The sequence below is a fragment of the Amycolatopsis stemonae genome (assembly GCF_054781455.1).
The window spans coordinates 14,374-27,767 of record NZ_BAAGUJ010000008.1 but is presented as its reverse complement, the minus strand read 5'-3'; the positions used below and the strand labels follow the sequence as shown (position 1 = coordinate 27,767).

11 protein-coding genes are annotated in these 13,394 nt (G+C 72.6%); 3 read left to right on the top strand and 8 right to left on the bottom strand.

Features of this window, described 5'->3' with window-relative positions; genetic code table 11:
* The first annotated feature begins 88 nt into the window (after positions 1–88).
* Positions 89–1,513, top strand: a complete 1,425-nt coding sequence (locus ACYVLJ_RS27555) for an acyl-CoA synthetase (protein ID WP_460440878.1) — start codon at positions 89–91, stop codon at positions 1,511–1,513.
* Positions 1,506–2,837, top strand: coding sequence for a carboxyl transferase domain-containing protein (locus tag ACYVLJ_RS27550; RefSeq protein ID WP_460440877.1), 1,332 nt, complete (start codon positions 1,506–1,508; stop codon positions 2,835–2,837). Before ACYVLJ_RS27555 ends, ACYVLJ_RS27550 begins: the two co-directional genes overlap by 8 nt.
* 15 nt (positions 2,838–2,852) lie before the next feature.
* Here the strand turns inward: ACYVLJ_RS27550 and tsaE are convergent, their stop codons facing one another.
* Genes tsaE through glmS form a run of 8 tightly spaced genes read right to left on the bottom strand, consistent with a single transcriptional unit; the run spans position 2,853 to position 12,270 of the window.
* Complete coding sequence (gene tsaE, locus ACYVLJ_RS27545) at positions 2,853–3,317, bottom strand: tRNA (adenosine(37)-N6)-threonylcarbamoyltransferase complex ATPase subunit type 1 TsaE (protein ID WP_460440876.1); 465 nt, start codon at positions 3,315–3,317, stop codon at positions 2,853–2,855.
* Complete coding sequence (locus ACYVLJ_RS27540) at positions 3,314–4,408, bottom strand: alpha/beta fold hydrolase (RefSeq protein ID WP_460440875.1); 1,095 nt, start codon at positions 4,406–4,408, stop codon at positions 3,314–3,316. The genes tsaE and ACYVLJ_RS27540 overlap by 4 nt, the downstream gene beginning before the upstream one ends.
* Positions 4,405–5,520, bottom strand: a complete 1,116-nt coding sequence (gene alr, locus ACYVLJ_RS27535; RefSeq protein ID WP_460440874.1) for an alanine racemase — start codon at positions 5,518–5,520, stop codon at positions 4,405–4,407. Before alr ends, ACYVLJ_RS27540 begins: the two co-directional genes overlap by 4 nt.
* Before the next feature lie 28 nt (positions 5,521–5,548).
* Complete coding sequence (locus tag ACYVLJ_RS27530) at positions 5,549–6,643, bottom strand: ABC transporter ATP-binding protein (protein WP_451978078.1); 1,095 nt, start codon at positions 6,641–6,643, stop codon at positions 5,549–5,551.
* Between the two features lie 3 nt (positions 6,644–6,646).
* Positions 6,647–8,077, bottom strand: coding sequence for a xylulokinase (xylB, locus tag ACYVLJ_RS27525; RefSeq protein ID WP_451978081.1), 1,431 nt, complete (start codon positions 8,075–8,077; stop codon positions 6,647–6,649).
* A complete protein-coding gene (locus ACYVLJ_RS27520) occupies positions 8,067–8,900 on the bottom strand; it encodes a DeoR/GlpR family DNA-binding transcription regulator (RefSeq protein WP_451978083.1) in 834 nt (277 codons plus the stop codon). Before ACYVLJ_RS27520 ends, xylB begins: the two co-directional genes overlap by 11 nt.
* Before the next feature lie 56 nt (positions 8,901–8,956).
* The gene (locus ACYVLJ_RS27515; RefSeq protein WP_460440873.1) at positions 8,957–10,396 is read right to left on the bottom strand and encodes a bifunctional ADP-dependent NAD(P)H-hydrate dehydratase/NAD(P)H-hydrate epimerase; all 1,440 of its coding nucleotides are present in this window, start codon (positions 10,394–10,396) and stop codon (positions 8,957–8,959) included.
* 14 nt (positions 10,397–10,410) lie between these two features.
* A complete protein-coding gene (glmS, locus tag ACYVLJ_RS27510) occupies positions 10,411–12,270 on the bottom strand; it encodes a glutamine--fructose-6-phosphate aminotransferase (protein WP_460440872.1) in 1,860 nt (619 codons plus the stop codon).
* Positions 12,271–12,555: 285 nt separating this feature from the next.
* On the opposite strand from glmS, the gene ACYVLJ_RS27505 reads away from it, so the two are divergent.
* Positions 12,556–13,380, top strand: coding sequence for a dienelactone hydrolase family protein (locus ACYVLJ_RS27505; RefSeq protein ID WP_460440871.1), 825 nt, complete (start codon positions 12,556–12,558; stop codon positions 13,378–13,380).
* Positions 13,381–13,394: the final 14 nt, after the last annotated feature.

Genomic DNA, 13,394 nt, shown 5'->3' with positions numbered 1-13,394 from the left:
GTACGACCAGGGTCTTCGACGGCTTGCTGCAGGGGACTGATCCGCAAGGTAACGTGCGGTTGGAGTCCGACTCTGGGAGGTCCCCGCGGTGCCCGCCCCGTTGTTCCCCGCCCTCGCCGACGGTTCCGCCAAAGAGGCTCTGCGCTTCGGCGACCACGTGCTCACCTACGACGATCTCGGCGCTGTCGCCGGCCACCTCGCCCGAGACCTGCCGCGCGGCCGGGTCGCGGTCTGGGCGACGCCGACCGTGCACACCAGCGTCGCCGTCGTCGCCGCGCTGCTGGCCGGGGTCCCGGCCGTGCCGCTCAACCCGAAGATCGGCGAGCGCGAGCTGGCGCATATCCTCGCCGACAGCGAACCGCAGCTGGTGCTCGCCGAGCCGGGCGCCGAACTGCCCGAGGGCCTGGCCGGCCTGCCCCGCCGCGACATCCCGTTGACCGGCGAGAAGACGCCCCTGGCGGCCGAGCCGGACGCCGAGGCGCCCGCGCTGATCGTCTACACGTCCGGGACCACCGGGCCGCCGAAGGGCGTCGTCCTCCCCCGCCGGTCGATCGCGACCACGCTCGACGCCCTGGAAGACGCCTGGCAGTGGACCGCGGACGACGTCCTCGTGCACGCGCTCCCGCTGTTCCACGTGCACGGCCTGATCCTCGGCATCCTCGGCCCGCTGCGCCGCGGCGGCTCGGTGCGCCACCTCGGCCGGTTCTCGACCGAGGGCGTCGCGAAGGAGCTGACGAACGGCGCGACGATGATGTTCGGCGTCCCGACGATGTACCACCGCATCGCCGGCGAAGTCGGCACGAACGCCGCCCTCGCGGAAGCGCTTCGCAAGGCGCGGCTGCTCGTCTCCGGGTCCGCGGCGCTGCCGGTGCACGACCACCAGCGGATCACCGAAGCGACCGGCCAGCAGGTCGTCGAGCGCTACGGCATGACCGAGACGCTGATGAACACGAGCGTCCGCGCGGACGGCGAACGCAAGCCCGGCACCGTCGGCGTGCCGCTGCGGGGCGTCGAACTTCGGCTGCTCGGCGAGGCGGGCGAGGTGATCGACGACGTCGAGACTGTTGGCGAGATCCAGGTGCGCGGCCCGAACCTGTTCACCGAGTACCTCAACCGCCCGGACGCGACCGCGGCCGCGCTCGACGGCGGCTGGTTCCGCACCGGCGACATGGCGACGCGCGACAGCGACGGCTACGTCAAGATCGTCGGGCGCAAGGCGACCGACCTGATCAAGAGCGGCGGCTACAAGATCGGCGCGGGCGAGATCGAAAACGCGCTGCTCGAACACCCCGGCGTCGCCGAAGCGGCCGTCACCGGCGAGCCGGACGACGACCTCGGCGAGCGGATCGTCGCGTGGATCGTGCCCAGCGGGCCACCACCGTCGGCCGGGGAGCTGGCCGACCACGTCGCGAAGCTGCTCTCGCCGCACAAGCGCCCACGGGTCGTCCGATACCTGGATGCCTTGCCGCGCAACGACATGGGCAAGGTCATGAAGCGGGCGCTCGGTGCCTAGGCAGCCGGCGCGCGAGGTCGTCGCCGCGATCGCGAACGACTTCGAAGAGTTCCCCACCCCGCTGCGCGACGAGCCCGCCGACGGGCCGATCGACTGGCCCGGCTACCGCGAAGCGCGCTCCGCCGCCGAAGAACGCACCGGCGAGAAGGAGTCGGTCATCTGCGGGACGGCGAAGATCGGCAACGTGGAAGCCGTGCTGATCACGTTCGAGTTCGGCTTCCTCGGCGGCTCGCTCGGGCAGCGGACCGGCGACCGGATCGAGGCGGCGTTCGCGCACGCCCGTGATGCGCGCCTGCCGGTGGTGTCGCTGATCTCGACCGGCGGCAGCCGCATGCAGCAGGGCATGCGCGCGTTGATGCAGCTTCAGCGCGTCGCGCGGGCCTCGGCCTTGACGCGTGCTTCGGGCATCCCGCAGATCTCGGTGCTGCGCGACCCGACGACCGGCGGCGGCTGGGCGACGCTCGGCGCGGGCGCCGACGTCATCCTCGCGCTGCCCGAGGCTCAGGTCGGCTTCGCGGGCTCGCGGGTGCGTCCCGCGGGTTCGCCGGAGGCGTACACGGCCGAGGCGAAGCTCGAGTGGGGCCAGGTCGACGAGATCGTCTCGCCGGACGCCCTGGGCGTGACGCTGGAACGGTGGCTGCGGCTGCTCACCGCGCACTCCTCGGCGGCGGCTCCCCCGCCGTCCGCGCTGCGGCCGGCTACGGTGCCGGACACGGGCTGGGAGGCGGTGCAGGCCGCGCGCTCGCCCCGGCGGGCGCGGGCGCACGAGTACCTCGACGCGTACTTCGAGTGGCGCTCGGAGGTGAGCGGCGACCGCGCGGGCGGCGTCGACGAAGGGGTGTCGTGCGGCTTCGGCTGGCGCGACGGCCGGACGATCGCGTACGCGGCCCAGTGCGGCACGCCGACGTCGCCCGCGGGCTTCCGGACGGCGGCGCGGCTGGTGCAGCTGGCGTCCCGGCTGGGCATCCCGGTGCTGACGCTGGTCGACACCCCGGGCGCGGCGAACGACGCGGCCGCGGAGCGCGCCGGCGCGGGCGGCGCGATCGCGGCGATGTTCGAGGCGGTCGCGACGGCGTCGATCCCGGTGACGACCCTGGTGATCGGCGAAGGTGGCTCAGGCGGCGCACTGGCGTTCGCGGCGGCGGGCTCGACCTGGGTGGCCCCCGACGCGTACTTCTCGGTGACGTCCCCGGAAGCGGCCGCGGCGATCCTCAAGCGCCCGGTCGAGGAGGTCCCGGCCATCGCGAACCAGCTCCGGCTGCGCCCCCAGGACCTCGTCGACCTGGGCGTGGCCCGCGCGGTCGTGAGTGAGAAACAGGGTTAGCACACGGTTTCCCACTCACGACATCTTGGCGAGCTCCGGTACGCGGTCGGCCCAGGTGCCGTGGGGTTCCAGGGTGACCTCGCGGACGTCGTCCTCGCGGCGGTCCAGCCGGACCACCAGGTAGTCCTCCGACAGCCGCTCCGCCGAGCCCTCGCCCCACTCGACCACGATCGCCGAGCGCTCCAGGTCCGGGTCCAGGTCGAGGTCGTCCAGCTGGGACAGGTCGCCGCCCAGGCGGTACGCGTCCACGTGCACCAGCGGGACGCCCGGTGCACCCGCCGGGTGGACGCGGGCCAGCACGAACGTCGGGCTGCTGACCCGGCCGCCGACGCCGAGGCCGTCCGCGATGCCGCGGGTCAGCGTCGTCTTGCCCGCGCCGAGCGGGCCCGCCAGCAGCACGAGGTCACCGGCGCGCAGCACGCGGCCGAGCACGCGCCCGAAGTCCATGGTCTCTTCGGGCGTGGGAAAAACGAAGGTCAACGCTGCCACCACCAGTTTCGCCGGGACGTAGATTCGCCGTCCACACCGGAACAGCGTTGCAGGAGATCGATCAGATGGCTGTTCACCAGCTCGGGCTGCTCGAGCTGCACCATGTGGCCGGCGCCGCGGACGCGCACCAGCTCCGCGTCGGGCAGCTCGGACGCGATGCGCTCGGCGTGCGAGAACGGCGTGAAGCGGTCCGAGTCGCCGCCGATGACCAGCACTTCCGCGTGCTTCAGCCCGGCCAGGGCGGCGTACCGGTTGTGGCTGCCGAGCGTGTCGACGAAGTTGACCAGCCCGCGGACCGGCGTCACTTCCAGCATCTCGAGCATGAAGTCGACGAGCCGGGGCGCGACGTCGCGGCTGCCGAACGCCAGCCGTCGCACGGCCTGGCGGGTCAGCTGCCCGCCCGCGGCACGCACGAACTCGACCAGCCCCGGCTGCCACCCGGCGAGCCCGCCGGCCGCCCGCGTCAGGGGGTTGTACTTCGAGAGCAGCGGACGCGGCAACCCGCGTGCGCCCACTTCGCCCGCGGCCGTCGCGATGAAGGCGACGCCGCACACGCGGTCTTCGAACAGCTCCGGGAACTCGGCGGCGAGCTCCATGATCACCATGCCGCCCATCGAGTGCCCCATCAGCACGATGGGTCCCTCCGGCACCACGGACCGCAGCACGACGTCGAGGTCGCGCGCCAGCTGCTCGATGGTCGACGTCTCCGCGTTCGCCGCGCCGGACAGGCCGTGGCCGCGGTGGTCGTAGTACACCTGACGCACGCGCGGCAGCCTCAGCGACGCGAGGTCGCGGCGCTGGAAGTGCCAGCAGCGCCGCGAAAGCGCGAAGCCGTGGACCCCCACGACAGTCAGTTCCGGTTTCCCGCCGTCTTCCGGGTCGATCTCCTCGACCGAAAGCGGCGTGCCGTCCTCGGCCGCGACCGTGGAAGTACGGTCCGGCTTCAGCTCCCCCAGCGGCTCGTCCACGTACGGATCCTCACTGTGCCGCCGCTGCTGCGCGGCGACGATAGCGGCGGCGGTCCCGGTGGCGATGGCCCCGACCCCGCCCGCGATGGCCAGCAGTCGTCGTGAAGGTGTCACGAGCGCTCCCCCAGATACCGGCGCCGCACCCGCGGCCGGTACATCGACGTCACGATCTCGTAGTCGATGGTGCCCAGCTTGTCGGCCCATTCGCGAGCCGTCGGCTCGCCCTGTGCCCCGGCGCCGAACAGCACGACCTCGTCGCCGGCGGACGGCTCGAAGTCGCCGCAGTCGACCACCAGCTGGTCCATGCAGACGCGCCCGGCCACGGGCCGCCGCTGCCCGCCGAGCCAGACGTCCATCCGGCCGGACAGCGACCGCGGCACGCCGTCGGCGTACCCGGCCGGGACCAGCGCCAGGTTCGTGGCGCGCGGGGTGGTCCAGGTGTGGCCGTAGGACACCGATTCCCCGGCGTCGACGCGCTTGACCAGCGTGACCGCCGACCGGAACGTCATCGCCGGGCGCAGGTCTTCGGCCTGCGGCACCGGGTTGAGCCCGTACATCGCGATGCCGGGCCGCACGAGGTCGAAGTGCAGGTCCGGCCGGGTCAGCACGGCCGCGGAGTTGGCCAGGTGCCGCTTCGGGTCGAGCCCGGCCGCGCGGGCCGCGTCGTACGCCTCGGCGAACCGCTTGGCCTGCATGTCGATCGACGGGTGTTCGGGCTCGTCCGCGCACGCGAGGTGGGACCAGATCGCGACCACCTCGACCCGCGGTTCGGCGGCCGCCGCTTCGACCAGTTCGGCCCAGCGGGCGGGCGGGCAGCCGTTGCGCGACAGCCCGGTGTCGATTTTGAGGTGCACACGCGCCCGGGTACCCGCCGGCGTGGCGGCCGCGATGCGGCGTAGCTCACCCAGGGAGCTGGCCGCGAGGTCGACGTCCGCTTCGATGCCCGGCGCGAAGTCGACGTCCGGGGTGTCCAGCCAGCTGAACAGCCGGGTCGTGATCCCGGCTTCGCGCAGCGCGAGGGCCTCGGCGAGCGAGCAGGTGCCGAGCCAGCTCGCGCCGGCCTCGACCGCGGCGCGCGCCACCGGCAGCGCGCCGTGGCCGTAGGCGTCGGCCTTGACCACGGCCATCACTTCGGAGCCGGGCGCGCGGGCGCCCAGCACGGTGAGGTTGTGGCGGATCGCGTCGAGGTCGATGTCGACCTGGGCGCGCGGGAAACTGGAGGACATAACGCCTCCAGTTTCCCATGACCCGAGGTCAGGGCAGGCGAGCCCCGTCACCTGTGGCCGAGAACACGTGCAGCTCGTCCGGGCGGATGCGCAGGTGGAGCGTGTCGCCCATGGCGGGCGGCGTGCGCGGGTCGACGCGGGCGACGATGTTGGACTGCGTGCCCTCGGCGTCGCTCTCGGCCAGCTTGCCGTAGACGTACGCGTCCGAGCCCAGCTCCTCGACCAGGTCCACCTTGATCGGCAGGGTGCCGTCCTCGCTGGTGGTGACCTCGAGGGCCTCCGGGCGGAAGCCGAGCTTGACGGTGTCGCCGTCGGCGGCCGCGATCGTCTCGCGCGACAGCGGCACGCGCGCGCCACCCAGCTCGGCACCCTCGGCCGTCAGCTTCGCCGTGACGAGGTTCATGGCGGGCGAGCCGATGAACCCGGCGACGAAAGCGTTTGCGGGCCGGTCGTACAGCGCGCGCGGGGTGTCGCACTGCTGCAGCAGGCCGTCCGACAGCACGGCGACGCGGTCACCCATCGTCATGGCCTCGACCTGGTCGTGCGTGACGTACACCGTGGTGACGCCGAGGCGGCGCTGGAGCGCGGCGATCTGCGTGCGCGTCGAAACACGCAGCTTCGCGTCGAGGTTCGACAGCGGCTCGTCCATCAGGAAGACCTGCGGCTCGCGGACGATCGCGCGGCCCATCGCGACGCGCTGGCGCTGACCACCGGAGAGCGCCTTCGGCTTGCGGTCGAGGTACTGCTCGATGTCCAGCAGCTTCGCGGCCTCGAGGACCTTCTGCTTGATCTCGGACGCGGGGCGGCCGGCGATCTTCAGCGCGAAGCCCATGTTCTGCGCGACCGTCATGTGCGGGTACAGCGCGTAGTTCTGGAACACCATCGCGATGTCGCGCGAGCGCGGCGGCAGCTGGGTGACGTCGCGGTCGCCGATCCAGACGGCGCCGTCGTCGATGTCCTCGAGCCCGGCCAGCATGCGCAGGCTGGTCGACTTGCCGCAGCCGGACGGGCCGACCAGCACCAGGAACTCGCCGTCGGCGATCTCCAGGTCCAGCGCGTCGACCGCGGGGCGCTCCGAACCGGCGTAGCGCCGGGTCGCCTTGTCGTAGGTGATGGAAGCCATCGGTCAGTCCTCTCCGAGAGTCCGCCGGACCCCGTGCGCCGCTTCGCGGGCTTCGAGGTGGCGCTGCTGGATCCGGTGGCCCTCGGCGCGCTGCGCCTCGGTCGGCTCGTCCAGCTCGAGCCGGAGTTTTTGGTTCTCCTGCCAGGACGGGGGTTCCGCACTGGAAGCCAGGGCCCACGCCGCCTGCCGCGCCGCGCCGATGGCGACGTACTCGGCGACGTCGGGCAGCTGCACGGGCACGCCGAACACGAGCGGCGCGACCGCGCGGACGGCGGCCGACTGCGCGCCCCCGCCGATCAGCAGCACGCGGTGGACGTCGAGGCCGTGCGCGCGCACCGCGTCGAGGCCGGCGGCCAGGCCGCACAGCATGCCTTCGACGGCACTGCGCGCGAGGTTCTCCGGGGTCATGTTGGCCCGGGTCAGGCCGGTCAACGAGCCGGTGGCGTCCGGCAGGTTCGGGGTGCGCTCGCCGTCGAGGTACGGCAGGAACGTCAGGCCGCCGGCACCCGGCTCGGCGCCGAGGGCGAGGCGGTCGAACTCACCCAGGGTCGCGCCGAGCATCGTCGCCGTCGCGGTGAGGACGCGGGCGGCGTTGAGGGTGCAGGCGAGCGGGAGGAACCGGCCGGTGGCGTCGGCGAACCCGGCGACCTCGCCGGACGCGTCGGCTGCGCCGTGCTCTGCGACACCGAACACCGTGCCGCTGGTGCCGAGCGAGACGACGACGTCGCCCGGCTGCAGTTCGAGCCCGAGCGCGGCGGCCATGTTGTCGCCGGTGCCCGCCGAGACGAGCACGCCGTCCTTCGTGTGGCCGGCGGCGTCGGCCGGGCCGAGCACGGTGGGCAGCTCGGGCGTCCGGCCGCCGAACGCGTGGCTCAGGACGTCGAGGCGGTAGGCGTTGTCCGACGGCGAGAAGTAGCCCGTGCCGGACGCGTCGCCGCGATCGGTGACCGGGTCGCCGCCCGTGAGCTTCCAGGTCAGCCAGTCGTGCGGGAGCAGGACGCGCGCGACGCGGTTGGCCAGCTCCGGCTCGTGCTCGGCCAGCCAGCGCAGCTTCGTCACGGTGAAGCTCGCGACCGGAACCGAGCCGACGGACTTCGCCCAGACCGAGGGCCCGCCCAGCTCGTCGATGAGGTTGAGCGCCGCCTGCGCGGAGCGGGTGTCGTTCCACAGCAGCGCGGGCCGGACGACCTCGCCCTGCTCGTCGAGGGTCACCATGCCGTGCTGCTGGCCGCCGACGCCGATGGCCTTGACGTCGTCGAGGACGCCTCGGGTGGCTTCGGTGAAGGCGTCCCACCAGGCGGCGGGGTCGACCTCGGTGCCGTCGGGGTGCGGCGCGCGGCCGGTGCGGACGATTTCCCCGGTGCGCGCGTCGCACACGACGACCTTGGTCGACTGCGTGGACGAGTCGATCCCGGCGACCAGCTCAGCTGTCATAGGGCTGCCCCTCTGCGACGTGTTCGACGATCTCGATCGCGGTGCCCGCGTTGAGCGCGGCCTCGATCTCTTCGGTGGGGGTGAACTCACCGGTGATCAGCAGGTCGTAGTCGCCGACGTCGCCGTGCGCGTAGGTGGCGGTGCGGCCGAACTTCGAGTGGTCGACGACGAGGACGGTCCGGTTCGCGACCTTGAGCGCGGCCTTCTTGAGCTCGGCGTAGTCGCGATCGGGGTGGAAGAGCCGCCCGACCGCGACGGCCGTGACCGACACGAACGAGATGTCGGCGCGGATCGAGTCGAGCAGGTTCAGGACCTCGGGACCGGCGCAGGAGTCGTACTCGTGGGAGTAGCGGCCCCCGGCGAGCACGACGTCGACCTTCGGCCCGAGCAGCCGCGCGGCGTGCAGCGAGTTGGTGACGACGGTGAGCGCGTCGATCTCGGCCAGGCGCTTGACCAGCGGCAGGAGCGTGGTGGAGTCGTCGACGAAGACGGTCTGGCCGGGCTGGACGTGGTTCGCGGCGGCTTCGCCGAGCGCGTCCTTCTCGCCGTGGTGGAGGGTGTCGCGGAAGCGGGCGGCGGTCTCGATGGTGAGGGCCGGGTAGGCCTCGACCTTGCCGCGCAGCTTGCGCAGGAGGCGGCGCTCGGCGAGGTCGTCGAGGTCGCGGTGCATGGTCATCAGGCTGACCTTGAACCGGGTGGTGAGGTCGTCGATGCGGACCTCGCCCTGCTCGATGACGTGGTCGAGGATCTCCTGCCGACGCTGTTCGACGGCAGCGTCGGACGGCCGGGTCTTCCGGTCTCCGGGTGCTGTGCCGCCGCTCACACGGCATTCTTACCAGATTTGTCCCCTGGAGTTAACAGAGAACTCGATAACTCTGCTCAGGACATGAGGGAGCGGACCGACCGAATGGCTTCCGGGATCGCGTGGACCAGGCCCGATGCCGACGTCGGCGCGTTCTGGGCCGCGATCGCGCCGGCCAGCGAGTGGACGTTCGCGGCGGCCGCCGCGGCCAGCCACGGGTCCAGGCCCGCCGCCAACAGGGAGCCGACCAGGCCGGACAGGACGTCGCCCGACCCGGCCGTCGCCAGCCAGGCACCGCGCGGGGTGTTCACCGCGACCCGGCCGTCCGGGGCCGCGATCACCGTGACGTGCCCCTTCAGCAGCACCACCGCGTCGTACTTCTTCGCCGCTTCGCGCGCCGCCGTCACGCGGTCGGCGCCCGGCTTGCGGCCCATCAGGCGCTCGTACTCGCCCGCGTGCGGTGTCAGGACCAGCGGCGTGTCCGGGTCACGCGCGTCCAGGACGTCCGGGGACTTCGCGATGATCGTCGTCGCGTCGGCGTCCGCGCAGACCGGGACGCCCTGGCCGAGCACGTGCCGCAGCACGTCCCGGCCCTCCGCCCCGGTGCCGATGCCCGGGCCGACCACCCACGCCTGGACCCGCCCCGCGTCCGCGACCGTGCCCGTCGCGATGATCTCCGGCCACTGCGACCGGACGACGTCGGCCGCGTGGCCCGCGTACCGGACCATGCCCGCCGTCGCGCGGACCGCCGAGCCCGCCGCCAGCACCGCCGCGCCCGGGTACGTCGCCGAGCCCGCCGCGACCCCCACGACGCCCTGGCTGTACTTGTCGTCCTCGGGCCCCGGGACCGGCCACGCCGCGGCGACGTCCACGACGTCGAGCCGCTGGAGGTCGGGGTCGGCCAGGTCGAGGCCGATGTCGACCAGCACGACCTCGCCGCAGTGGGCGGGCGCCAGCGCGTGCACCGGCTTGCGGGCGCCGAACGTCACGGTGCGGGTCGCTTTCACGGCCGGGCCGTCGACCGCGCCGGTGTCCGGGTCGACGCCGCTGGGCAGGTCGACCGCCACGATCGGTGCCTCGACGAGCTCGACGAGCCGCGCGGCGTCCGGCCGCAGCGAGCCCTTCGCGGAGATGCCGACGATGCCGTCGACCACGACGTCCGCCCGTTCGATCCACTGTGGACCTTCTTCGGCGGGCACCGCGCGGCCTCCGGCCCGCTTCAACGCTTCGAGTCCCTTGGCGTGGGCTTTCTCGGGCTTGAGCAGGATCGCCGTGACGGCCACCCCGCGTCGGCGCAGGAACGCGCCCGCCCACAGGGCGTCACCGCCGTTGTCGCCGGAGCCGACCAGCAGCACGACCCGGCGGCCGGAAACGCCGCCGGTGTGGTCGTCGAGGAGATCCGCGATCTGCACCGACAAGCCGAAGGACGCGCGCCGCATCAGCTCGCCTTCCGGCGTGACGGCGAACGCCCGCCCCTCCGCCTCGCGAATCCGTTCCGTGGTCCAGATTCCCTGCACGGCGGGGCCTCCGCTTACTCGACAGTGACCGACTTCGCCAGGTTACGCGGCTTGTCGACGTCGTACCCGCGGGTGCGGGCGATCTCCGCGGCCAGCACCTGCAGCGGCACCGTGGACACCAGCGGCTGCAGCAGCGTCGGCACCGCGGGGACCTCGATGAGCTCGTCGGCGAACGGCCGGACGGTCTCGTCGCCCTCTTCGGCGATCACGATCGTGCGGGCGCCGCGGGCCTGGATCTCGCTGATGTTCGAGACCAGCTTCGAGTGCAGGACCGCGCGGCCCTTGGGCGACGGCATCACGACGACGACCGGCAGGCCCTCTTCGATCAGCGCGATCGGGCCGTGCTTGAGCTCGCCGGCCGCGAAACCCTCGGCGTGCATGTACGCGAGTTCCTTGAGCTTCAGCGCGCCTTCGAGGGCGACCGGGAACCCGACGTGCCTGCCGAGGAACAGCACCGCGCGCGAGTCGGCGATGCGCCGGCCCAGGTCCCGCGTCTGCTCCACAGTGGACAGTACCTTCTGGACGGCCGCGGGCATGGCCTCCAGCTCGGCGAACTCGCGGGCGACCTCGTCCGGGTACTTCGTGCCGCGGGCCTGCGCCAGCGCCAGGCCGACCAGGTAGTTCGCCGCGATCTGGGCGAGGAACGCCTTGGTCGACGCGACGCCGATCTCGGGACCGGCGTGGGTGTAGAGGACGGCGTCGGACTCACGCGGGATCTGCGCGCCGTTGGTGTTGCAGACGGCCAGGACGCGCGCCTTCTGCTCCCGCGCGTGCCGGACGGCTTCGAGCGTGTCCGCCGTCTCGCCGGACTGCGACACCGCGACGACCAGCGTGTCGCGGTCGAGGACCGGGTCGCGGTAGCGGAACTCGGACGCCAGCTCGACCTCGACGGGCAGGCGCGTCCAGTGCTCGATGGCGTACTTCGCGACCAGGCCGGAGTGGTAGGCCGACCCGCAGGCGACGACGAAGACCTTGTCGACGTCGCGGAGGTCCTGGTCGGAGATGCGCTGCTCGTCGAGGATGACCCGGCCGGACTCGAAGTGCCCGCGCAGCGTGTTGGCAAGCGCCTCGGGCTGCTCCTCGATCTCCTTGAGCATGAAGTACTCGTGACCGCCCTTTTCGGCGGCGGAGAGGTCCCAGTCGACGGTGAACGGCTTGGCCTGGGCGGCGTCACCGTGGAAGTCGGTGACCTCGTAGCCCTCGCGCGTGATGACGACGAGCTGGTCCTGCCCCAGTTCGACGGCCTCGCGGGTGTGCTCGATGAAGGCGGCGACGTCCGAGGCGACGAAGTGCTCGCCCTCGCCGACCCCGACGACCAGCGGCGACGACCGCCGGGCGGCGACGATGGTGTCCGGCTGGTCGGCGTGCGTCACCACGAGGGTGAAGGCGCCTTCGAGCCGCCGGCAGACGGCGGCGACACTGGCGGCGAGGTCGCCCTTGGTGTCGCCTTCGGTGTAGGCGCGGGCGACGAGGTGGGCGGCGGTCTCGCTGTCGGTGTCGCTGGCCATCTCGACGCCGTCGGCTTCCAGCTCGGCGCGGAGGGTGGCGAAGTTTTCGATGATGCCGTTGTGCACGACGGCGACGCGCTGGGTCGTGTCCCGGTGCGGGTGCGAGTTGCGGTCGATCGGCGCGCCGTGGGTGGCCCAGCGGGTGTGGCCCATGCCGGCGGTGCCGGTGATGGTGTCCCGGCCGACCTTGTCGAGCTCGGCTTCCAGGTTGGCGAGGCGTCCGGCCTTGCGCTCGACGGTCAGTTCGCCGCCGTCCAGCACGGCGATCCCGGCCGAGTCGTAACCGCGGTACTCCATGCGCCGGAGCCCGCCGAGGACGACGTCCAGAGCCGGGCGGTGCCCGACATATCCCACGATTCCACACACGCGCACCAGCCTAACGAGGGATGTTCGGCGGGTTGACTGGGTCCGGAAAGGGTTCTTCACCTGCGGTTATCGCTGTCGTTGTGGTCCGGACCAATGCGGTGTCACCCACACGTGTGCGGTTCGGGAGCCGCCACCCCGAAGTCTGATTGTGACTACGGCCGGCAGTGTTCTGGCTTCGGATCGGGGTTGCGGGAGGGGCTGGGTGGAGTGCCGGTTGCGCTCTTGGCTGCCGGCTCCGAGCGCGGCGGGCGCGCCTTCGGCGGAGGTGCACAGTAGGGTTCCCGCATGGCCAGCAAGCCCAAGCAGCTGCTCGCGGAGTTGACGCACCCGGGTCCGCACGAGGTCCTGCGGGGCAATCTCGCCCTGGTCGGGCTGCCCGGCGTCGTCTTCACGCCGCGCGCCGGGCTCGGGTTGCCCGCCGTGGCCTTCGGGCACGGGTGGCTGCAGCCGCCCGAACGGTACCGGCAGCTGCTGCACCACCTCGCCAGCTGGGGCATCGTCGCCGCCGCGCCCGCTACCCAGCGGGGCCCGCTGCCGTCGCACCGGCTGCTCGCCGCCGATCTGCTGACCACTCTCGACGTCGTCACCACGGTGCGGCTCGGGCCCGACGGCATCAGCGTCGACCCGGCCAAGCTCGGCCTCGCCGGGCACTCCACCGGGGGTGGCTCCGCCGTGCTGGCCGCGGCTCAGGACGCGCAGGCCGAAAACCCGCGGATCAAGGCCGTCGCGACCATCGCCGCCGCCCAGACGCTGCCGCCCGCGACCGAGTCCGCGAAGGCCATCACCGTTCCCGGCCTGCACCTCGCCGCCGAGGAGGACCTCGTCGCCCCCAAGATCGGGCACGCCGAGGCGATCACCGACGCCTGGGGCGGCGAGGACGTCCAGCTGCGCACCCTCGGCAAGGCGACCCACCTGGGCGTCACCGAGGGCCGGCACTGGTCGCAGCTGATCATGCACGGCAAGCCGCACCGCAAGACGCAGCAGGTCACCCGCGCGCTGTTCACGGCCTTCTTCCTCACGCACCTGACCGGCACCGACAAGTACCGGCCGCTGCTCGAAGCGGACGTCAAGCTCGCGCCCATCGACCGCGAAGAAGAGCCCGCCCACTGACGCGGGCGGGCTCC

Excerpts from the sequence above, each read along its gene's own strand:
- alr (WP_460440874.1), bottom strand. The coding sequence starts at position 5,520 with ATGTCCTCCAGTTTCCCGCGCGCCCAGGTCGACATCGACCTCGACGCG.
- ACYVLJ_RS27530 (WP_451978078.1), bottom strand. The coding sequence starts at position 6,643 with ATGGCTTCCATCACCTACGACAAGGCGACCCGGCGCTACGCCGGTTCG.
- xylB (WP_451978081.1), bottom strand. The coding sequence starts at position 8,077 with ATGACAGCTGAGCTGGTCGCCGGGATCGACTCGTCCACGCAGTCGACC.
- ACYVLJ_RS27505 (WP_460440871.1), top strand. The coding sequence starts at position 12,556 with ATGGCCAGCAAGCCCAAGCAGCTGCTCGCGGAGTTGACGCACCCGGGT.